The following is a 21,280-nucleotide window of genomic DNA, read 5'->3' as shown; positions in this document are numbered from 1 at the left end:
CGGTCATCTTGATTCCCGCGCCGCAACGGGTGGACGACGGACTTCGCCGGTGGAGTCGGCGGTGGCCAGTGCGTGAACTGGCAGCCCCCCGGCTGGAAGCGGATTGCGACCGGTTCTCGGTGATGCCGGGCTCCCCTTGGTCGGGCACACCCTCGACTACATCCGGTTTGGGTCCGACCTGGGCAGAGAGCGCTACGAGCGGTTCGGTTCTGTCTCGTGGATGGGAGCGTTCGGTACCAAAATGGCGGTCATCGCGGGCCCCCAAGCTACCCAAGAGGCGCTCACCACCAACGCAAAGGCGTTCTCGCAAGACGGCTGGGCCTTTCTCATCGACGCGTTCTTCCACCGCGGATTGATGCTGATGAGCTTTGACGAACACCTCATGCACCGGCGCATCATGCAGGAGGCCTTCACGCGGCCGCGACTGGCCGGCTACGTCACCCAAGTGACCCCTTGCGTCCGCGCAACCCTGCCCACGTGGCCGACCGGCCCGTCCGTCCGCATGTACCCGCTGTTGAAAAACCTGACCCTCGACATCGCCACCGATGTGTTCATGGGTGGCCGAGGCAAAGACAGCAGCGACGCCATTAACCAGGCGTTCGTCGCTACGGTACGCGCGGCCAGTTCGCTCGTCCGCGCGCCGCTTCCCGGTACCCGCTATCGCGCCGGGGTCCGCGGCCGACGGGTGCTTGAGGAGTACTTCGCCCGGCACTTGCCGGCCGCCCGGGCCGGCGACAGCAATGACCTGTTCTCGGCGCTGTGCCATGCCAGCACCGAAGACGGGCAACGTTTCAGTGACTCCGATGTCATCAACCACATGATTTTTCTGATGATGGCCGCTCACGACACATCGACGATCACCACCACCGCGGTAACTTATTACCTGGCAAAGCATCCAGAATGGCAGGATCGGGTTCGCGCCGAAAGCGATGTTCTCGGCGACCGGTCACCGGAGATCGATGATTTGGAAGGGCTCAGGTCCCTCGATCTGGTGATCAAGGAATCCATGAGACTCGTGGCGCCGGTTCCGCTAGTGATGCGCAAAACAGTGGAAGACACCGCAATAGACGGCCACTACATCCCCTCCGACACGCTTGTGGCGATCACTCCCGCCGTCAACCATTTCGTCCGCGAAGTCTGGCATAACCCGGATCGCTTCGACCCCTTACGTTTCGACGTCCCACGCCGCGAAGACCAAGCCCATCGCTTCGCGTGGCTGCCGTTCGGGGGTGGCGCGCACAAATGCATCGGTATGCATTTCGGCACCCTCGAGGTGAAAGCGATCCTGCACCAGATGCTGCGCACGTTCACCTTCGGCCTCGACACCGATTACCGCATCCGTTGGGACAACACATCGCTGCCGATCCCGGTCGACGGGTTACCGATCAGGCTCCACCACCGATGAAGTTAGAGTTCGCGCGGTTCCTTGCACCCACCGAATTCCTCGACTGGAAACACGATGCCGTGCAGCAGTTCACCGAATCGGCGACGCGTAACGCCATTGATTCCGTCGATAAGGCGTGCCGCATCTTCACCGCTGTCCGTGATTCGATCTGGTACGACCCGTATTCCGTCTCCGACGACCCGTGCCAGTACCGAGCCAGCGCGGTCGCCGTCGCCGAGCGCGCCTACTGTGTCCCCAAGGCGGTGCTCTTGACGGCTGCGTGTCGCGCCGCGGGGATTCCGGCGCGGTTGGGTTTCGCCGACGTCCGCAACCATCTGCAGACCCCGAGTCTCCGTGAACGGATGGGTGGCTCGGACGTTTTCGTCTACCACGGCTACAGTCAAATGCTGCTGAATGGCCGGTGGGTCAAGGCCACGCCGGCGTTCAACCGCGAGTTATGCGCGCGCTTCGGGGTCCCTCCTATCGAATTCGACGGTCAGCGAGACGCCATGTTGCACGCTCACACAGGCGACGGCTCCCAACACATGGAATACCTCCATGACCGTGGCGTTTTCGACGACCTTCCCCTCACGGAAATCATCGACGCGCTGCGCGACAACTACAGCGAACTCATCTACGAACCTCCGCCCATATCAGACTCGTTCACCAATTAACAGTTTGAAAGATTATGCTTGTGCAAAGCACTAATGCGGGATATCTCACGGCAGCTAACCGAAAGGACGCCTCCCTATGACAGCCGCCTCACCCTGGCTCAACCCGGAATTGGAAGCGCTTCGTGATCTCGCCGCAAAGTTCGTTGCCACTGAGATTGCACCCCACTCAGAGCGCTTCGCCGAGCAACACCATGTCGACCGGGCGGTGTGGGAACGAGCAGGCGAGCTGGGCCTGCTGTGCATGTCGATGCCGGTCGAATACGGCGGCGGCGGCGGGACATTCGCACACGAGGCAGTTCTGCTCGAAGAGCAAGCTCGAATCGGGGACAGTTCGTGGGGCGCCGGCCTGCACAGCGGCATCGTCGCACACTACATCCTGCACTACGCCCGGGAAGACCTGAAAAGGCAGTGGCTGCCCAAGATGGCGTCGGGCGAATTGATCGGTGCCATTGCGATGACGGAGGCCGGAACCGGATCTGATCTTCAAAGCGTGAAGACGCGCGCCGTCCTCGATGGGGACGAGTACGTCATCACCGGCTCGAAGACGTTCATCACCAATGGTCAGCAAGCCGATCTCATTGTCGTCGTGGCCAAGACCGACCATACTCAAGGTGCCAACGGTATTTCGCTGATTGTCGTGGAAGCCGATCGCCCCGGGTTCCGGAGAGGACGAGTCCTCAGCAAAATAGGTCAGCGCGGTCAGGACACATCTGAATTGTTTTTCGACGGCGTGCGCGTCCCCAAGACGCATCTGCTAGGCGACACCGAGGGGCAAGGTTTCATCCAGCTGATGACGCAACTGCCGCAGGAGCGACTAATCGTTGCGGTCGGAGCGGTTGCCGCCATGGAATTGGCCTTGCAGCAGACGGTCAAATACACGCGCGAACGAGAGGCCTTCGGACGAACGATCTTCGGGTTCCAGAACACCAAGTTCACCCTGGCCGAAGCGGCCACTGAAACAAGGATTGCGCGAGTATTCCTCGACCACTGCATCTGCCTACACCTCCAGGGCCAGCTCGACGTGCAAACTGTCGCGATGGCCAAATGGTGGACGACGGAACGGGCGATGAAAGTCCTCGACGACTGCCTGCAGCTGCACGGCGGGTACGGATACATGACGGAATATCCGATTTCGCGTCTCTGGGTTGATCAGCGAGTACAGAAAATCTACGCGGGGTCTAACGAAATAATGAAAGAGATTATTTCGAGGTCGCTTTGACAAGATAGCGACGACCGAACGCCCGGTGTATCAACGCAGATGAGGATCTGCTACTTGAGACAGGCAAGCTCCACCGCAGATAAAGCCATCGAATGGATCACGGCGCAGGCCAGCAGTACACCGCCGAGGTATGTTAGGGCGTACTTGTCGTAGCGGGTCGCGATGCCGCGCCACTGCTTGAGCCGATTGAAGCCACGTTCGACGGTGTTGCGCAGCGCGTAGATCTCGGCGTCGAACGCCGGTGGGCGGCCGCCGGCGGATCCCTTGGCCTTGCGGCGGTCGATCTGATCTCGACGTTCGGGAATCGTGTGCTTGATTCTGCGGGAACGCAATTGGGTACGGGTGCTCGGATGCGAATACGCCTTGTCGGCGAGCAACCGGAAATCGTCAGCGGACTGGTCTGAATCCCTGCATGTCGCGGCGTAATCATCGAGCAGCGCCATCAATTGCGGGTTGTCGCCGGCTTGGCCGGCGGTGAGCCGGACCGCCACGGGAGCTTCGCGAGGATCAGTCAGCGCGTGGATCTTGGTGGTCAGCCCGCCGCGGGAACGCCCGATCGCATGATCGTCGGGCTCATCGGCAGATTTCTTGTAATTCGAATTCGACAGTGCCCCCTGTGCACAACGTGTCCGAACGGGCGCCCGCCGAGTGTTGATGGGGCTCTGCGGAAATGAGCGTGCAGCAGTGGTTGGCGGATATCCGCGGTGGGGGTTCGTGTCGTTGAGCTGAGGTGGGGCCTCGGTGGGTGACGATTCAGGTTCCTACACGCCGCTTCACCAACACCACCGAGGTGACCCTTGCCTGAGGCTACTGCCTGCCCGCCGTCGGTTGTTGCCGACACGATCATGCGCACCATCGAGTTGGGGGTGACGATCACCGACGCCGCGGTCGACGAGAAGACGACGACGATCTTCTGCAGGCCGGTGGCCTGTGACGCCAGGTGTCCGGACTGCGGCCGGGAGGGCCGCTACCGCGACACTGTGACTCGGCCGTTGACGGATCTGCCGGTGGCCGGCTACCCGCTGGTGCTGCAGGGTGCCCTACCTCGCTACCGCTGCACAACGCCAGCGTGTGGGCGGGCAGTGTTCAACCAGGATCTGGGCAAGTTGGCGGCCCCGCGCTCATCGACGACGCGGCGCTGTGCCCGGTATGTATTGCGGCGGTTGATGATCGACCGCACCACCATTTCGGCGATCGCCGCCGAACTCGGGGTGTCCTGGCATACTGTCAGCTCCATCGCGATGCGTGCGACCGCCGGCCTGATCGCCACAACCGGGCCGGATCGGCTGGCCGGGGTGACGGTGATCGGTGTCGATGAGCATCGCTGGGCGCCTCGGCGTCGCGGCACAGAGGGGTTCGTCACGCTGATCATCGACCTCACGCCTACCCACGACCAGACCGGCCCGGCACGCCTGCTCGACCTGGTCGAAGGACGCTCAGCGACCGCACTGGCCACGTGGTTGGCCGCCCAACCCACCGACTTTGCCCGGGCCGTGGAGGTCATTGCGATGGACGGGTTCGCCGGCTACAAGACCGCCGCCACCGAGGTCATCCCGGACGCGGTCACCGTGATGGACCCCTTCCACGTTGTGGCTTTGGCCGGGACCAAGCTCGACCTGATCCGCCAACGCATCCAGCAGCAGACCCTGGGTCGGCGCGGACACACCGGTGACCCGCTCTATGGGATCCGGCGCATCGCCCGAACCCGCCTGCAGCTGCTCCCCACGCCAATACACCCGGCTGACCGAGGTGCTCGACGGCGACGACCATCTCGCCGTCAAGGTCGCCTGGCTGATCTATCAGAAGATCATCGCCGCCTACGCCGACCCGAACCGACGTCACGGCAAGAAGGCAATGACCAGGCTGATCGAGTCGATACGGCGCGGCGTACCCGCCGGATTGGAGGAGATCGCCCAACTCGGCCGCACGCTATCGCGCCGCCGCGCCGACATCCTGGCCTTCTTCGACCACCACGTCTCCAACGGACCCACCGAGGCCATCAACGGCCGCCTGGAAGCATTGCGCCGCAACGCCCTCGGATTCCGCAACCTCACCCACTACCGTTGGCGCTCACTACTACACAGCGGAGCACTCCACCAACTTGTCAATGCACTCTGAATTACGAAGAGCCGTTGATGGGCACGCACGTTGGTCGAATCGACTGATAACAGCTTTTCGATGTCGGCGTGCACGTCGGCGTCGAACCCGAACGAGGCCGCGACCCGGGCGAACATCTCGTCGTACGTGCCGTCCAGCGACCACCGGTGATGGCGTTTCCACACTGTTTGCCACGGCCCGAATTCGGCGGGCAGGTCCCGCCACGGGCATCCTGTGCGAAAATGCCAGGCGATCGCTTCCAGGATCAGCCGGTGATCACGAAACCTGTTGCCTCGCTTACCGTCATGCGACGGCATCAACGGCTCGACCACCGCCCAAAACTCATCACAAATCACACCCGTCCGTGTCACGAGATCGATCTTGGCTGCGGGCGGGTTGATGACGCTCGAAGGCCAGGGTTTGAGTCCAGGCGATCAGGTCGCCAGCCAGGGCGACGACTTCGAGCCAGATCCGGTTGGCCCGGTAGCTGTGGAAAGGCAGGTTACGCAGGCCGGTGTCCTTCAGACAGCGGATACGGTCTTCGGCGCGGGCGCGTTGGCGGTGACGCACTTCCAGGGTCGGCAGCGTCCAGCCGGTTCCGCGAGTGTTGGTCGCAAAGCAGGTGATTCGCCAGCCGTTATGGTCGGTCAGCCGTAGCTGGGCACCGGGGTGAGGACGTTCACGGCGGGCGATGACTCGCATCCCGCGTGGCCATTCCTGGGGGCCGTACTTGGCCGGCGAACGGGTGGGTTTGACCGGGGTCGGCATCCAGTTGGTGAGCTCGGCGACCTGCGCACCCTCACGAGGTGCGCCGTCACTGTCGAGCGCAGCCACCCAAGCCTGCTCGGGAATCGTCTCGATCGCGGCCTGGACAGGGCCGTGAGCGGGAAACCCGATGGAATAGTGCAATCCGGCGTCGGTGAGGTGATGCAGGAATGCTTTAGACGCCCCGCCGGCATCGGCGCGCACCAGCACCTGGCCCCGCTCGGCGGCGGGCAGTTGTTCCAGCGCGGCGCCCAGCACTGTGATGTGATCAGAACTATTGAACGGCGAGGCCTTTCCGGGCGTAGGTCCAGCGCCAGAGTTTCTCCGGTGCCGTGCTCGCCATGGTCGACAAAAGCGCACATCGGGGCGAACCCATAAGACATCTTGTGGGTCGCCTCAGCGCCCTCCTTATCCGAATGCGCCGCCACCAGGGTGGCATCGATATCGACGATGACCTGCCCACCCTCTCGTGTTCCCGGTGTTCCCGCCAGCGGCCGACGCCGTGACCAGACCCGGTCACGGGCTGCAGCGTGTGCCGAGCGCAGCGCCATGACCGCAGCATCGGTGGTGGCGTCATCGACGGCCAACGCCGCAAACAACCGAGACACAGTCGGGTCGGAGGCCACGACTCCGAACAAGTCGCGCTGCGCACGGACTGCGGCCACATCGGCCAAACAGTCACCACCGAGCGCGACCGCGATCGCCACGTCAAGCAGCACCTTGCCCGGATCATGGCGGGCCCGCGCCAGCCGCCACGGCCCCAGCGCCCTCGATAGGACAAGCCCCAGGCCCGCAACCCGGATCGTCTCGTTCATCATCGCCGCGCCCGATGACGTCACCAACGACTCGCGGACATCATCGACGACCAGCCCACCAACTGCGTTACGCTTCACCTACGGAGTTGCCTTCCTGCTTGAGGATCTTGAGACTTCAGCAATCCCAAGAATTCCCTGCAGGACAGGCGCTTCCGTGCATTACACGCCGTCACAACCCCCAACGACATGAAACCTCGAGGCTAGCATTGTGAAGTCGGCGATCTGGGCCCCTCCCGTCCGATCGCGAGGGGTCTGTCGAACGTGCAGACCGCTACCGTCCTCACTCCTTCGCGCGTTACAGCGGACCCCATACAGATAGTATCTAATACATGCGGTACCTGATACCGTTGGCTCTGTGAATTCGTCTGATTGGCGGGATCGGCCCGCGAGCGCCCACTTCGGCTCCATCTGCTGGCAGTCGCGCCTGCTGGCGTTATTGACGGCTATCTTCGCGCGCCCAGTGCTCGCTACCTTGACCGTCATCGGCATAGTCATCAACCGTTTCAGTCCTCACCTGTTGCAGCGTGCACGCCTTGACGTCATCGACAAACCGCTGCGCGTGGTGCCGCCACCGGCGGGAACTCAAGTGACCCCCGTCGCATTGCCACAGTGTCCGGCCGAGTGGGTGGTATTCCCGACGGCCCGCCAGTCCGACCGGGTTATCGTCTACTTCCACGGCTCGGCGCTGGTGACTTTGGGTCTCAATTCGCATCGGCGGTTTGTCGGTAAGCTCTCCCAAGAGACCGGCGCGCGGGTATTCAATGTCGGTTACCGGCTGGCCCCGCAGGCCCGCCTTGAGGATGCCGTGTCCGACGGGCTCGACGCCTACCGCTACGTTATGTCGCTCGGCTTTTCAGCGGATCGCATTGTGCTAGCAGGAGATTCGGCCGGTGGCATGGTGGCTGCCGGTACCGCACTGGCCGCCCGCGACAGCGGGCTGCCGGTGCCTGCGGGTCAGGCGCTGATGTCACCGCTGACGTCGTCGGATATGGGGCTGAAGTACCGGGCCCTCAAAGACCATCGCGACGTGATGTTTCCGTTCATGACGGTGAAGTTCCTCTATGACGTCTTCGGTACTGTCAACGGCACCCGGGCGGCGCCAGTGATGCCGTCGGAGGCCGATCTGCATGGCCTTGGCCCATTTTTGCTCCAGGTTGGCACCCACGAGATGCTGCTCAATGACACCCTCACGCTGGCCGACCGGCTGCGGGCTCACGGCGTACCAGTGTGGGTGCAGCAGTGGCACAAGGCGATGCACATGTTCCAGCTCGGTTTCGACGTCAACCCAGATGCGCTTCGCGCGGTTGAGGAGGTGGCGATGTTTATCCGTCATCTCACCACCGCGCCGGAAAAGAACAGCGCATAATCCGCCCATCGCGCAGGTCGTGGAACATAGAGCAGCCAGTAGCGCAGGGCTTCAAGTGCGGCGCGGACCAAGACGCCGGTCGCAGCACGAGGTGGACGACGAACGGGTTGTCGAGGTCAAGCGGATCAGGACCGCCGCGACGCTATCCCCGCCGACGCAATTGAGAGCTCGTTGCCTGCGCTCGGCCGTTCGGGATCACTGGATATGCTGTTGGCCGCCTACTCGCTGGTGGCCACCCTCTGGCAGACGCCAACCCGCCAGAGCGGCTCACCGATGTCTACGCAAAGGGCGCGCAAGTCGTTCCGCCCGAGTGGAATCTGGGCTTCGCGTCCGCCTTGACCCGCCTGCTGACCGCCAGGTGCATCGGCCTCATCTCTGAAACCTCATGAACAGAAAAGGAGACCAGGACGCAGTGGCTTGGCGAACTGCAACCGGTGAAAACGATGCCAACCTTGTCGATGGCCGGGAACCAGGCGAGACCGCGCAGCCTTCCGCCGGCAATGGCTTTGCGCCAAACGCTAAGTTGCGATCGATCCAGTCGAATGGGCGGTGGGGCGCCCAACTAGCGGGAGATGGTTGGCTGGGGAGGATTCACGTTGGCGCTGCGATGAAGAAAATGTGGATCGTCCTGGTCATCGTGGCGGTGGTGGCGGTAGCGGGCTTCTGCGTACTGCGGCTTCGCACCTTTTTCGGCGTCCACGACGATCAGACGATGACCAGCGGCATCGCCGATGAGATCAAGCCGTTCAATCCCAAGCGCGTGGTTTACCAGGTTTATGGTCCCCCGGGGACGGTGGCCAACATCAACTACTTGGACATCAATGCCCAGCCCCAGAAAGCTAGCAACGTGCCTTTGCCCTGGACGCTCTCGGTTACCTCGACGCTGCCCTCGGTGAGCGTCAACATCGTCGCGCAGGGCGACAGCAACCAAATCGGCTGCCGGATCATCGTGGACGAGGTGGTCAAGGACGAAAGGTCGAGTCAGGGTATGAATGCGCAAACGTTCTGCATAGTGAAGTCCGCATGACCGATGACCGGGCCGCAGGGCTGCCGCATATGCCGGTTTTCGCGCGAACGGTCCACAAACTCGCGGTGCCCGTCGTCTTTGCCTGGGTGGGGCTTGTCGTCGTCCTCAGCGTCTTGGTTCCATCGCTGGACGCGGTCGCCGAAGAACACACCGTGTCGATGAGCCCCAAGGACGCGCCGTCGATGCAAGCGATGAAGCACATCGGCAAAGTATTCAACGAATTCAACAGTGACAGTGCGGTCATGATCGTGCTGGAAGGTGACAAGCCGCTGGGCGATGAGGCCCACCATTTCTACGACCAGATCGTCCGCAAACTCGAGGCTGACACGAAACACGTCCAGCACGTCCAGGACTTCTGGGGGGATCCGCTGACGGCCGCCGGTTCGCAAAGCTCCGACGGCAAGGCCGCCTATGTGCAGGCGTATCTTGCTGGTAACCAGGGCGAGAGCCTGGCCAGCGAGTCTGTCGCGGCGGTCCGCAAGATCGTGGACAGCGTGCCTGCGCCGTCGGGGGTCAAGGCCTATGTGACCGGCGCTGGGGCGTTGATCGCCGATCAGCACTCGGCCGGACAAAAGAGCCTCCAGAAGGTCACGATCATCACCTTCGTGGTGATCATCGTGATGTTGCTGTGGGTATACCGCTCGATTATCACCGTGTTCAGCACGTTGTTCATGGTGGTGATCGAGGTGATGGCGGCTCGGGGGGTTGTCGCTTTCCTGGCCTACAACAACATCATGGGATTGTCGACCTTCGCGGTTAATATTTTGGTGCTGTTGGCCATCGCCGCTGGGACAGACTATGCGATCTTTATTCTCGGCCGATATCAAGAGGCGCGCGGCCTAGGCGAGGACCGCGAAAAAGCCTTCTACACCATGTTCCACGGAACCGCGCACGTCGTCCTTGGCTCTGGCCTGACTATTGCCGGTGCGATGTATTGCCTGAGCTTTACCCGGCTTCCGTATTTCCAGACTATGGGTATCCCTTGTGCGGTCGGGATGCTGGTCGCCGTTGCTGCCGCGCTGACCTTGGGTCCGGCGGTCCTGACCGTCGGCAGTTTCTTCAAGCTGTTCGATCCTAAGCGCAAGATGCGGACCCGGGGATGGCGACGGGTGGGCACCGCGATCGTGCGCTGGCCCGGGCCAATTCTCGCGGTGTCAGTCGCGATCGCCCTCATCGGTCTACTCGCCCTACCCGGTTATCAAACCAATTACGACAACCGGCTGTATTTACCCCCGAGCGTCCCCGCGAATATCGGCTACGCCGCCGCCGAACGGCATTTCCCCGCGTCCCGGATGAATCCGGAATTGTTGATGATCGAGACCGATCACGACATGCGCAACCCGGCGGGCATGCTGGTGTTGGACCGGATCGCCAGGGGGGTCTTCCACATCCCGGGTGTCGCGCGCGTCCAGGCGATCACCCGGCCGCTGGGAACGCCGATCGAGCACACCTCAATCCCGTTCCAGATCAGCATGCAAAACACCACGCAGGTCGAAAACCAGCAGTACATGCACCAGCGCATGGACGACATGCTCAAGCAGGCCGACGCGATGCAACAGTCCATCGACACCATGCAGCGCATGTACAACATCACCTCGCAGATGGCCGCGGTCACCCACCACATGGACGGCCTCACGCATGAAATGTTGGATGTCACAAACACATTGCGCGACAACATCGCCAACTTCGATGATTTCTTCCGGCCGATTCGCAGCTACTTCTACTGGGAAAAGCACTGCTTCGACATCCCGGGCTGCTGGTCGCTGCGATCCCTCTTCGACGCGCTCGACGGTCTGGATCAGATCACCGAAAAATTCACCTATCTTGCCGGCGACATATCTCAGCTGGACGCCTTGATGCCGCAGATGCTGGCGCAGATGCCGCCCATGATCGCCACCATGACGACCATGAAGCAAATGATGCTGACCATGCACAGCTCGATGTCGTCGCTGTATGACCAGATGGACGTGATGAGCCAAAACTCGACCGCCATGGGCCAGGCCTTCGACGCCGCCAAGAACGACGACTCGTTCTACATCCCGCCGGAAGTCTTCGACAACCCCGACTTCAAGCGCGGTCTGAAGATGTTCCTGTCGCCGGACGGGCACGCGGCCCGCTTCATCATCTCCCATGAAGGGGATCCCGCGACCCCGGAAGGCATTTCGCACGTCGAGCCGATCAAGAACGCAGCCAAGGAAGCCATCAAGGGAACTCCGCTGGAGGGCGCCAAGATCTACCTTGCCGGCACCGCCGCGGTCTACAAGGACATGCGCGACGGCTCCAAATACGACCTGATGATCGCGGCAATAGCTGCGGCCAGCCTGATTTTGATCATCATGCTGATCATCACCCGAAGCCTGGTCGCCGCGGTCACCATCGTGGGCACGGTGCTGATCTCGTTGGGCGCCTCGTTCGGACTGTCCGTGCTGGTGTGGCAGGACATCATCGGCTTCAAACTGCACTGGATGGTGCTGGCGATGTCCATCATCTTGATGCTGGCCGTCGGATCCGACTACAACCTGCTGCTGGTGTCCCGTTTCAAAGAAGAAATCGGTGCCGGTTTGAAAACCGGAATCATCCGCTCGATGGCCGGCACCGGTGCGGTGGTGACGTCTGCGGGCCTGGTCTTCGCCGCCACCATGGCCTCGTTCATATTCAGCGATTTGAAAGTCGTCGGGCAGGTCGGCACCACCATCGGCCTGGGTCTGCTGTTCGACACCCTGATCGTGCGCTCATTCATGATGCCGTCCGTCGCCGCGCTGCTGGGGCGCTGGTTCTGGTGGCCGCAGCAGGTACGCACTCGCCCGGCCAGCCAGCTACTTCGGCCCTACGGGCCACGTTCGGCGGTTCGCGCCTACCTGCTGCCCCGGCAAGATGACCCGCAGTCGGCGACCACCGACCGGTTCCCGGCGGCCTCACCGCACTACTAAGGCATTGCTGAGGTGCATGCAGTCCCGACCGCGGCGGGACTAGGGCGGGGTTAGCTCCAGTTCCAGACCGACATTTCCCCGGGGAAGGTAGTTGTTGCACACGTGGGTGGACTTGGCGACAACGCCCTTGTTGTTGCAGAAGATCTTCATGTGATTGGGCCACGCGAACCAAAGCGGATCGCCGTAGACAGCCTCGGAGAACACGCGAGTTTTGCAACATCCAACGCACCTTTCTCAATAGCGCCCGACGGTCGCTAAGACATCGACCTAAACGCCTACTTTCTGCTGCACCCCGCACCAGAAGACACTTCGGCGACATAGGCCCGCTGGTGACGTTGGCGGTTGGTCTATAGGGAAACCATCAAAGACCTCACCGTCGAGCATGAAGTCCTGAAGTCTTGGAGGACAAAGTGAAGCGGCTGCTGCGGAAAGAGGGGTTTGCGGACGGTGGCCTACGATGCGGGCTCATCGGCCTTGCGGCGGTGCGCGGCGAGGAAGTCATCGACGATGCGCTCACAGTCTTGACGATCGATGGCACGCAGCCCGGTGAGTCGGGCAAACGCCACTGGCCCGACGAGTTGACACAGGATGAGCTCCGGGTCGAAATCGTCGAGGTCGGCGCGGGCTTCGGGGCTTTGCAACAGGGCATCGAATGGCTGGCGATACTGGTCGATGATCCGTGTGCGCAGCGCGTGCCGGTCGTGGGTTTCCTGGGTGCCGTTTGGTGTGCGGCCAAGCGCGACCCAGGCCAGGGTGGTGACGTGCAGCGGTGCCTCCTGGAACAGCGTGGCCTGTCGGCTCAACAGTTCGATGAGTTGGTCGCGCAACGATCCCGTCTCCGGTGCAGGGTGGACCTGCGGCAGCAGCCTTTCAAATGTGGCGGCAAGCAGTTGAGTGGAGCTGCTGAAGTGGCGATACAGGGTCGTGCGCGCGACTTTGGAGGCTTTGGTGACCGCGTCGATGGTGACGGCTTCGATGCCGCCGGCGCTCAGGAGTTTGGTGGCCGCATCCAATAGCCGGGTTCGTGAGCGCAACAGGCGCGGGTCGACGTCATCATCGTCGTCGACCGGGAATTCCAGGGTGTCGCGCTCCATGTAGTCACCGTAAACCTCGCGCGTAGCTGGCCGGCACCGAATCGCGGCTGCATCGGTCGATTGATTCGACCCCTAGACGGCTACGCTACTACTAGTAGCGTAGCGATACCACTAGTACACTTGTCTGTAAGGGTCTGTGGGGCGAAGGAGGACGCATGATCGGGCAGCGGGTCGGACGATCCCTGGTTGAGCAGCTCCAGGGCGCGGCCACCACAGGCCGGTTCGTGTGGCGGACGAACGAACTCTGCCGGCGGGCGCGAGGGGGAATCGCACAGACGGGCGGGGCTGGTCGGCGATGAATGTGCCGCTTGGGCTAACCAAGACGCATGTGTGGGCGCGGGGGGTTCGCGATTTCAGGCTGGTCCGCCGCGGTATCACTCGGCGCCTACACCGACAGCCGCCGGTTGATGACCGCGGCCGCGTTCGTCCCCGTCACTACCCTCCTCGCTCCTGCTCCTACTTGGACGACGAGTTGATGAACCGGGAAATGTATGACCACGTGCGCGACGAGCCGATCAGGTTGATCTCCCGGCTGGGATTTCGCCTGCGCCGTTCATGAAGCGGTCACTGTTTCGGAGTCGGTGCATCGTCATTGTCAAACCGCCTGTGCGCAAAGGGATCACGTGTCGCTGTACCGGACATGCTGGACCGTCGACGGCGCGTTGGTCACCGCCTGAAGCGGCTGGTTGCGCGGCGGCGATCAGAGAGCTTCGGACACCGGTGGCGGTTTCGCCGGGCAGGTAGAAGGGTACTGGTAGTACTGTTGCGATACCGTTGATTTCTTTCGAAGTAGCGGGGCGGGGGATGGCAGACAACGGGTGGGTCTCTTCGGGCGTGGCGACCTTGAGTCGCCCTGTTCGGGAGCGACTTCAAAAGGTTGCGGCCGGTGAGGGCGCGTACAGCGATCGGCTAGCGCGCTTGGCGGGTTTCAGTATCCGACATAAGGTGCTGATCATCGGCATGTGGGTGGTGAGCGCCGCTGCCCTGGCGGTGCTGTTCCCGCAGCTGGAAACCGTTGTTAGACAGCAGTCAGTGAATCTCATACCGCGCGATGCGCCATCGCTTCAGACGGTAGACCGCATGGGCGCGGCCTTCGGCGAGCAGGGATCCAAGACGACGATATTTGTCGCGATGGAGGATCCGGCGGGCCTGACTGCGCCGGTGCGCGGACGCTACAACGCGATGATTTCCCGGTTGCGTGCCGATTCGGAGCATGTGCGCTTGGTTCAAGACTTGTTGGCCGACCCAGTCACCGCAAGCCAGGCAGTCAGCCAAGACGGCAAAGCCTGGTATGTGCCGGTGGGAGTGGCCGGAACGCTGGGCGATCTCAAAGCTGCCGAATCGGTCCAGGCGGTCCGCACGATCGCCGCCCAGGCATTTAGCGGCTCACCCACCGATGTTCGCGTCACCGGGCCCCCGGCCACCTTCCGCGATCAAATCGCTTCGGCCGAAGAGGATTTGGTTGTCATCTCGGTCGCGACAGCAGGCCTGATCGCGATGATTTTGCTGGTCGTGTATCGGTCGGTGTTTACCGCCTTGCTGCCGCTGCTGGTCATCGGCGTGAGCCTGGCGGTGGGGCGCGGAGTGCTATCAGCGTTGGGCGAATCGGGCATGCCGGTGTCGCAGTTCACCATCGCCTTCATGACGGTGATCTTGCTGGGTGCCGGCACCGATTATTCGGTGTTCTTGATCAGTCGATATCACGAGCAGCGACGCCAAAACGTCCCGCCGGATCTGTCGGTGATCAACGCGACCGCCACCATCGGGCGCGTGATTTTGGCTTCGGCCGCCACCGTGGCGTTTGCGTTTCTGGCCATGGTGTTCGCGAAGTTGAGCGTGTTCGCCGCGTTGGGTCCCGCGTGCGCAATCGCCGTCTTTGTCGGATTTGCGGCCACGGTGACTTTATTTCCCCCGGTGTTGGCGCTGGCGGCCAAACGCGGCATCGGTGAACCCAAGGCCGACCGCACACGCCGCTACTGGAACTGGATCGCCGTGGCCGTGGTGCGTCGACCCGTTCCACTGCTGGTCGCCAGTCTGGCCCTGGTGCTAGGCCTGGCGGCCGTCGCGCTGACTATGCACATCAGCTACGACGATCGCCAAGGACAGCCGGCGACCACCGCCAGCAATGAGGGGTATCACCTGCTGGACCGCCACTTTCGCAAGGACGTCATCATCACCGAATTCATGCTGGTTGAATCGCCCACTGATATGCGCACCAGCAAGGCCCTGGCCGACCTGGATGAAATGGCGTCTCGGGTCTCGCAACTGCCTGGTGTCACCAAGGTCTCCGGTGTCACCCGGCCCACGGGCGCACGCCTGGACCAGGCTCAACTGTCGTGGCAAAACGGCCAGATCGGTAACAAGATGGCCGGCGCGGTCGCCAAGGGAGACGCCCATAAGGATGACCTGGCCAAACTCACCCACGGCGCCGACCAACTCGCCGGCGGTCTCGCGCAACTGGACACCACCTTGCGCACCGCGTTGACACCGTTGACCGGGATCCTCACCCAGGCCCAATCCAGTGGATCCCAAGTCCAGCGGTTCCGTCCGCTGCTACAGCAGCTTTCGGCTACCGCCCCGGCCGTCGACCAAGCCATCCGAACCGGTCCGGGACTGCGCCAGCAAGCCGACCAAGCCCAAAACGCAATCGCCGCCATCGACCCGCTCGTCGGTGCGCTCAACACCTCCCCATGGTGTGCGACCACACCGGAATGCGCCCAACTCCGCGACCAGGTGCAGATCCTGGTGACCCTGCGCCATACCGGCTTCTTCAACCAGCTCGCCAACCTCGGCGACCTTTACCAGCCCGGCAGCGACACCGCGGCCGGCACCGTGGCCGACGTCCAAAACGCAATCACGTCGCTGGACAAGGCTTTCGGAGCACTCGGCGACCCTGCCGACCTGGCCGGCAACATCCGCCGCCTCCAAAGCGGCATCAGCCAACTCGCCTCCGGCGCACAGGCCCTCGCCACCGGCGTGCACACCCTGGCCGACAGCAACATCGAAATGCTGTCGGGCATGAGCCAAATCGCCACCCAACTGCAGAATTCCGCACGAACCACCGCCGGCTCAGACAACGCCAGCGGCTTCTACCTTCCCACCAATGCCTTCGAGAACCGCCAATTCGCCGACGTCGCAAAGCATTTCCTGTCGCCCGACGGCAAAACCGCGCGTTTCGCCATCGAATCCAGTTACGACCCCTACAGCAGCGACGCGATGAACCTCGCCCACAAAATCACCGAGATCGCCGATGCCGCACGACCCAACACCTCGCTGGCCAACGCCACGGTGTCGATGGCCGGATTCCCCGCCGTCAACTCCGACATCCAACGCCTGCTTTCCGCCGACTTTCATCAGCTGGCCTTTGCGACCCTCGTCATCGTCGGCCTCATCTTGGTCGTATTGCTGCGCGCCCTGGTCGCCCCGCTCTACCTGTTGGGTACCGTCGTGCTCAACTACGGCGCCGCGCTCGGACTGGGAACCCTCGTCTTTCAATATGGCCTCGGCAAGGAAATCGCCTGGCCCGTACCGCTTCTAGCGTTCATAATCCTGGTGGCCGTCGGCGCCGACTACAACATGCTGCTCATCTCGCGACTACGCGAAGAATCGACCCACAACATTCGCGTCGGCGTCCTGCGAACCGTCGCAAATACCGGCTCAGTCATCACTTCGGCCGGGCTCATCTTCGCCGCCAGCATGTTCGGCCTGATCGTCGGCTCCATCGCGATCATGATCCAAGCCGGGTTCATCATTGGCTGCGGCCTACTTCTGGATACCTTCGTCGTTCGCACGCTCACGGTTCCCGCGATCGCCACACTGCTGCGCGAAGCGAGCTGGTGGCCGCAACGGAAACCCCTGACTCACAACGGCCGACCACATCGGACCACATGACAATTAGCCAGGAGCGCATCCGCACCAGCGACGGGATCACTCTCGTGGCCGACTGCTACCGGCACGCCGCGACTCGCCCCGTCGTGCTGCTCCTCCATGGCGGCGGTCAGAACCGTCACGCGTGGGCCACCACCGCTCGTCGACTCCATTCCCACGGCTACACCGTCGTCGCCTACGACACACGAGGTCACGGCGACAGCGACTGGGACCCGATCGGACAATACGACGTCGAACGGTTCGTATCCGATCTGATCTCGGTACGAGGACACGTCAGCGCCGACAGTCCCCCCGCCGTCGTCGGCGCGTCGCTGGGTGGGCTGATCATCCTCGCTACCCATCTGCTGGCCCCACCCGACCTCTGGGCAGCCGTTGTCCTGGTCGACATCACCCCGCGGATCGAATTTCATGGAGCCCGTCGCGTCGTGTCATTCATGGCCGCCCACCCCGACGGATTCGGCTCACTCAATGACGCCGCCGACATCATCGCCGAATACAACCCCCGGCGCGCGCGACCCGAAAATCTCGACGGCCTGCACAAGGTCCTGCGGCAACGTAGCGACGGACGATGGATCTGGCGCTGGGACCCAGCGTTCATCAGCTCCAACTTCGATGTCCTGCAAGGCAATCTCATGACAGGCAGCGAGGAGTTCGACGCCATCAGCGGATTTCTCGCCGAAGGAGCACGTCGAATCACGGCCCCAACGCTGTTAGTACGCGGCGCACTGTCAGACGTAGTCTCCCAGGAAACCGTCAACGAATTCCTCCAGCTCGTCCCGCACGCCGAAACGACGGACGTCACCGGCACCGGTCACATGGTTGCCGGCGACAACAACGACGCGTTTACCGCCGCGGTCACCGACTTCCTCGACCGCACCACAAGGACCCCGACGTAAGCATCCAGCGAACCTGCACCCGCCCCGGCTGACACGTCGGACACCCATCGAGATGGCTCGATCTATCGTTCGCACGCCTTCGGCGCTTGTGCCGTCCTGTCGCCAGGCGCGCGGCTACTGATGCGCCATGGCCACTGATTGTGTTGCGTCTAAGTCATTCTCGTCAACAGGAAGGTCGTGCCGAATCACCCGGACTCGACCCCGCGGCAGACACGCCATGTAGCCGTGGCACTTGCCATAGAGCTCCCACGAAGTCGCCGCCGCATCCGGGTCGACATCGATGCGGTGGCCGCGGGAGAAACACAGATGCAGCGCACCGTCGTCGTCGCACCAGGCACGCGTGCAGATCGCTCCGGCCAGGTCCAACAGTGGCCGCTCCTCGGCCGAAAGATTGATAGGGTCGATCAACACTTCTTCCTCAGGCCAGCCTGCTGCCGGAGGGAGGGTCAGCCGCATCGGTCGGGAAATCACCAGCTGGTTGTGATCGTCCAGGTCGACTACCAGCCCTTCGTGCAGCGAGACTCGTTGCACGGTGCACTGCTCGATCCATTGCGTGTACATAACCACTCCCTTCGACGCACCAGCGAGTCGCCTACCTATGCTACCGCTAGTAGCGCACCGATACTATTAGTATTGCTATGCGCTCTTGCTCGCGTTCCACGCAGCAAGAATGCGCTGCAGACCTCGATCAATGCGCTCGCGCGCCTCCGCTGCTGTCGCCCGTCCGACGACGAAAGCCATTAGATTGGCCAGCCAGATATCTGCGATGACTCCGGCGATCTGTCGCTCGCAAGCTCCCTGCGTCGGCCCACCAACCGTGCGCGCCAGCATGCTTTCGACGACGTCGGCGGCGTGTTGCACTGTCAAGGCTTCGTCTGTGCCCGCCATAACGAATGCCCGAACCACGGCCTCGGTGAGCTGCAGGTTTTGCTGCCACTCGTCGTGGAGCCGCGCTGTCAACGATCCCAGTCGGTCACTCGGGGAAGCGGCGCACGTGCTCCAGTCGCGTTCCTGATTCACCCGCTCGAACTCACGGGCGAGCAGCGTCACCAGCAGGTCGGTCTTCGACGCGAAATGGTCATACAGTGACCCGACAGTGATGCCAGCTTGCTTGGCCACCGTCTTGAGACGCACGGCCTTGAAACCGCCCGCCGTTGCGACCGCTCGGGCAGCATCGAGGATTGCGGTGCTGCCCCCGGTACCGGTCTCGGAATCTGGCGCCGCGCGGAACGGTACGTCAACCGACACTACGACTTCACTTCGGGGATAGACCTTTCGACGAGGAGGTGGCGGGATGACATTCCTCAAATCCCCCTTCGGGGAAGACGATGTCTTTGCAGACCGTTGGATATGCGTGCAGCCGCAAGCGCAACTGCAAGAGCCGCGAGTGCGGTAAACGGGGCTAGCACGAGCGTACTGGTGACACAGCCATGAGTGGGTACTGAAGCTGTGCCGTCCAGACCGCGGTGCGAAACGCGGACCCGATCGGCGGACGCTTCCGGGCGCACTCGGCAGCGAATACTCATGCGGGTAGCCGCAATTCCCCACGCAACCCACGGCACCCGACGCTGCGACACCGGCAAGGAAATACCCCCAGTACTTTCGGTTTCGCTACGCTACTGTTCGTACCATAGCTCATAATGCAGTTGGAATGTCACATTGACGAAGGTGATGGCATGCCGTCAGCAAACATCCGCTCGTTACGGGACCGACGCCGCGCCGAGTTGATCTCCGAGATCCAGAACACCGCACACCAGCTTTTCGCCGAACGCGGATTCGCTGCCGTGACAACCGAGGACATCGCGGCCGCGGCCGGAATCTCGATCAGTACCTACTTCCGCTACGCACCCACCAAGGAAGACCTGCTTGTCGCACCCGTCCGGCAAACGGTCGCCGAAATCGTTGCGTCCTACCGCGCCCAGCCGTCCGATGCATCAGCAACCGAAACTCTGATGCGTCTGCTTATCGAAACCGCTTGGGACAAAGCAAATCAGAATCTGCAATACTGGCGAGAAGCCATCCGGACCGCCCCCCACCTACTGGGCGAATCGGCGCTGATCAGCGAGAACGATAACCACCGGCTCATCGAACTGGTCGCTACGCATATGGACGTCGACGCGGTGACCGACATCCGCCCCTCGCTGCTGGTCCACACGGGTTTGGCCACTGCACAATTCATACTTCGGCGCTGGCTTAGCACGGACACCAAAACGAGTCCACCGCTCCACATTCAACTGGAACAAGCCTTGAGAATCACACTAGCCGGATTCGACTAATCGCGGACCGCGATGAACCATCGCGCTCGGCGGCAGCCGCGGCCGTTGCCACGTCCACAGCCCGGAGGACCCGGCCGGTAACCCGAAACCCCACACCATATTTGTAACGGCAACCACCGGTGATCAAATGGGCTAACCCTAGTGGGGCAGGCGCAATTGCTAGGTAGAGCCCGCTTTTCGGGTGGCAAGATACTGATTCCAGTCGCGTTTGGCATATGCCGCCCAGCGGGTCGCGGTGACGATATCGATGGCGAGTAGGTCGGCCAGAACTGCGCCCGGTAACTCGGCTGCCATTGTGATGAGGCCGGTGTTGCGACCGCCTCGGATTGTCAGGCCGCTATGTTTGAGTCGCTTGCCGAACACGCCCGAGTTGACTGGGCGGTCTGGTGTTCGTCCGGGAAACAGGAGCCGGTCCGGTGTTGAGGGTTCGGGCAGGGTCGAGCGCCGGGTTGGACGCGGCAGTTGTGCGAGCAGTTGGGCGAGCTTAGGAGGCAGCACCATTTCGTGGTCGCGCAGGGTGAGGTAGGTGTGGCCGTCCTGGGTGTGTATCTGGTTCTGTCGTAACCCGAGTACTCGCATGGTGGTGATTCCGTACAGCAGGATGAGCGCACCACTGGCGCGCACATCGATGTCAATGGTGTTGTCGTTGAGGCATCGGCGGAGTTGCTCGAGGTGCGTGGCTTCGTCGATGAACACCGAGGGCGGGCTGGGTCGGTTGGCCGGCGCGGAGGCGCCGTGGGTGATGCGACGCTGAGTTGTCCAGTGCAGGAAGGGCCGGATCTCTCGGTGTCGCCAGGTGCCGTGGGCCAACCAGTTGTCGATGTCTGCTTGGTCCATGGTGGCGAGGGT

The 21,280-nt window shown here is 62.5% G+C and carries 13 protein-coding genes and 7 pseudogenes; 12 read left to right on the top strand and 8 right to left on the bottom strand.

Going from position 1 to position 21,280, the window contains the following annotated elements; all coding sequences use genetic code 11:
• The first annotated feature begins 5 nt into the window (after nt 1-5).
• The 3 genes and pseudogenes from G6N48_RS23545 (at nt 6) to G6N48_RS23535 (ending at nt 3,277) form a co-directional block, all read left to right on the top strand.
• Nucleotides 6-1,405, top strand: a pseudogene (locus G6N48_RS23545) (cytochrome P450).
• The gene (locus tag G6N48_RS23540; protein ID WP_007172209.1) at nt 1,402-2,058 is read left to right on the top strand and encodes a transglutaminase-like domain-containing protein; all 657 of its coding nucleotides are present in this window, start codon (nt 1,402-1,404) and stop codon (nt 2,056-2,058) included. Before G6N48_RS23545 ends, G6N48_RS23540 begins: the two are co-directional and overlap by 4 nt.
• Before the next feature lie 76 nt (nt 2,059-2,134).
• Entirely contained in the window at nt 2,135-3,277 is a 1,143-nt protein-coding gene (locus G6N48_RS23535; protein ID WP_047324229.1) for an acyl-CoA dehydrogenase family protein, read from the top strand.
• A gap of 50 nt (nt 3,278-3,327) precedes the next feature.
• Here the strand turns inward: G6N48_RS23535 and G6N48_RS23530 are convergent.
• Nucleotides 3,328-3,934 (bottom strand): annotated as a pseudogene (locus G6N48_RS23530) (IS5 family transposase); the annotation flags it as partial.
• 188 nt (nt 3,935-4,122) lie between these two features.
• On the opposite strand from G6N48_RS23530, the pseudogene G6N48_RS23525 reads away from it, so the two are divergent.
• Nucleotides 4,123-5,031 (top strand): annotated as a pseudogene (locus G6N48_RS23525) (ISL3 family transposase); the annotation flags it as partial.
• Entirely contained in the window at nt 4,958-5,395 is a 438-nt protein-coding gene (locus tag G6N48_RS28990; RefSeq protein ID WP_408632586.1) for a transposase, read from the top strand. The pseudogene G6N48_RS23525 and the gene G6N48_RS28990, both read left to right, overlap by 74 nt.
• A gap of 14 nt (nt 5,396-5,409) precedes the next feature.
• Here the strand turns inward: G6N48_RS28990 and G6N48_RS23520 are convergent.
• Nucleotides 5,410-5,745, bottom strand: a pseudogene (locus G6N48_RS23520) (IS5 family transposase); the annotation flags it as partial.
• Nucleotides 5,744-7,032: pseudogene (locus G6N48_RS23515) on the bottom strand (IS1380 family transposase); the annotation flags it as partial. The pseudogenes G6N48_RS23520 and G6N48_RS23515, both read right to left, overlap by 2 nt.
• Before the next feature lie 277 nt (nt 7,033-7,309).
• On the opposite strand from G6N48_RS23515, the gene G6N48_RS23510 reads away from it, so the two are divergent.
• From G6N48_RS23510 to G6N48_RS23495, 4 genes and pseudogenes are all read left to right on the top strand, one after another.
• Entirely contained in the window at nt 7,310-8,320 is a 1,011-nt protein-coding gene (locus G6N48_RS23510; protein ID WP_033721600.1) for an alpha/beta hydrolase, read from the top strand.
• A gap of 82 nt (nt 8,321-8,402) precedes the next feature.
• Nucleotides 8,403-8,709 (top strand): annotated as a pseudogene (locus G6N48_RS28395) (TetR/AcrR family transcriptional regulator); the annotation flags it as partial.
• A gap of 218 nt (nt 8,710-8,927) precedes the next feature.
• Nucleotides 8,928-9,347 (top strand): MmpS family transport accessory protein, encoded by a 420-nt coding sequence (locus G6N48_RS23500; protein WP_007172563.1) that lies wholly within the window; start codon nt 8,928-8,930, stop codon nt 9,345-9,347.
• Nucleotides 9,344-12,277, top strand: a complete 2,934-nt coding sequence (locus G6N48_RS23495) for an MMPL/RND family transporter (RefSeq protein ID WP_007172562.1) — start codon at nt 9,344-9,346, stop codon at nt 12,275-12,277. The genes G6N48_RS23500 and G6N48_RS23495 overlap by 4 nt, the downstream gene beginning before the upstream one ends.
• Nucleotides 12,278-12,327: 50 nt before the next feature.
• Here G6N48_RS23495 and G6N48_RS23490 read toward each other — a convergent pair.
• A pseudogene (locus G6N48_RS23490) lies at nt 12,328-12,484 on the bottom strand (DUF5078 domain-containing protein); the annotation flags it as partial.
• 245 nt (nt 12,485-12,729) lie between these two features.
• Nucleotides 12,730-13,371, bottom strand: a complete 642-nt coding sequence (locus tag G6N48_RS23485; protein ID WP_007172204.1) for a TetR/AcrR family transcriptional regulator — start codon at nt 13,369-13,371, stop codon at nt 12,730-12,732.
• An 804-nt stretch (nt 13,372-14,175) separates the two neighbouring features.
• Here G6N48_RS23485 and G6N48_RS23480 point away from each other — a divergent pair.
• Together G6N48_RS23480 and G6N48_RS23475 are read left to right on the top strand one after the other, a co-directional pair.
• Complete coding sequence (locus G6N48_RS23480) at nt 14,176-17,262, top strand: MMPL/RND family transporter (protein ID WP_007172203.1); 3,087 nt, start codon at nt 14,176-14,178, stop codon at nt 17,260-17,262.
• Complete coding sequence (locus tag G6N48_RS23475; RefSeq protein WP_033717417.1) at nt 17,259-18,155, top strand: alpha/beta fold hydrolase; 897 nt, start codon at nt 17,259-17,261, stop codon at nt 18,153-18,155. The genes G6N48_RS23480 and G6N48_RS23475 overlap by 4 nt, the downstream gene beginning before the upstream one ends.
• Nucleotides 18,156-18,269: 114 nt before the next feature.
• Here the strand turns inward: G6N48_RS23475 and G6N48_RS23470 are convergent, their stop codons facing one another.
• Together G6N48_RS23470 and G6N48_RS23465 are read right to left on the bottom strand one after the other, a co-directional pair.
• A complete protein-coding gene (locus G6N48_RS23470; protein WP_007172201.1) occupies nt 18,270-18,716 on the bottom strand; it encodes a DUF6188 family protein in 447 nt (148 codons plus the stop codon).
• A gap of 75 nt (nt 18,717-18,791) precedes the next feature.
• Nucleotides 18,792-19,403, bottom strand: a complete 612-nt coding sequence (locus tag G6N48_RS23465; protein ID WP_007172200.1) for a TetR family transcriptional regulator — start codon at nt 19,401-19,403, stop codon at nt 18,792-18,794.
• A gap of 428 nt (nt 19,404-19,831) precedes the next feature.
• Here G6N48_RS23465 and G6N48_RS23460 point away from each other — a divergent pair, with 428 nt between their 5' ends.
• Entirely contained in the window at nt 19,832-20,431 is a 600-nt protein-coding gene (locus G6N48_RS23460) for a TetR family transcriptional regulator (RefSeq protein ID WP_033717415.1), read from the top strand.
• A 159-nt stretch (nt 20,432-20,590) separates the two neighbouring features.
• On the opposite strand, the gene G6N48_RS23455 is transcribed toward G6N48_RS23460, so the two are convergent.
• Nucleotides 20,591-21,268: a hypothetical protein gene (locus tag G6N48_RS23455; RefSeq protein ID WP_174814221.1), complete on the bottom strand. Its 678-nt coding sequence runs from the start codon at nt 21,266-21,268 to the stop codon at nt 20,591-20,593.
• Between the last annotated feature and the right edge of the window lie 12 nt (nt 21,269-21,280).

Origin of the sequence: Mycobacterium parmense, from assembly GCF_010730575.1 — a bacterium.
Lineage (GTDB): Bacteria > Actinomycetota > Actinomycetes > Mycobacteriales > Mycobacteriaceae > Mycobacterium > Mycobacterium parmense.
This window is presented reverse-complemented; position numbering and strand designations above follow the sequence as displayed.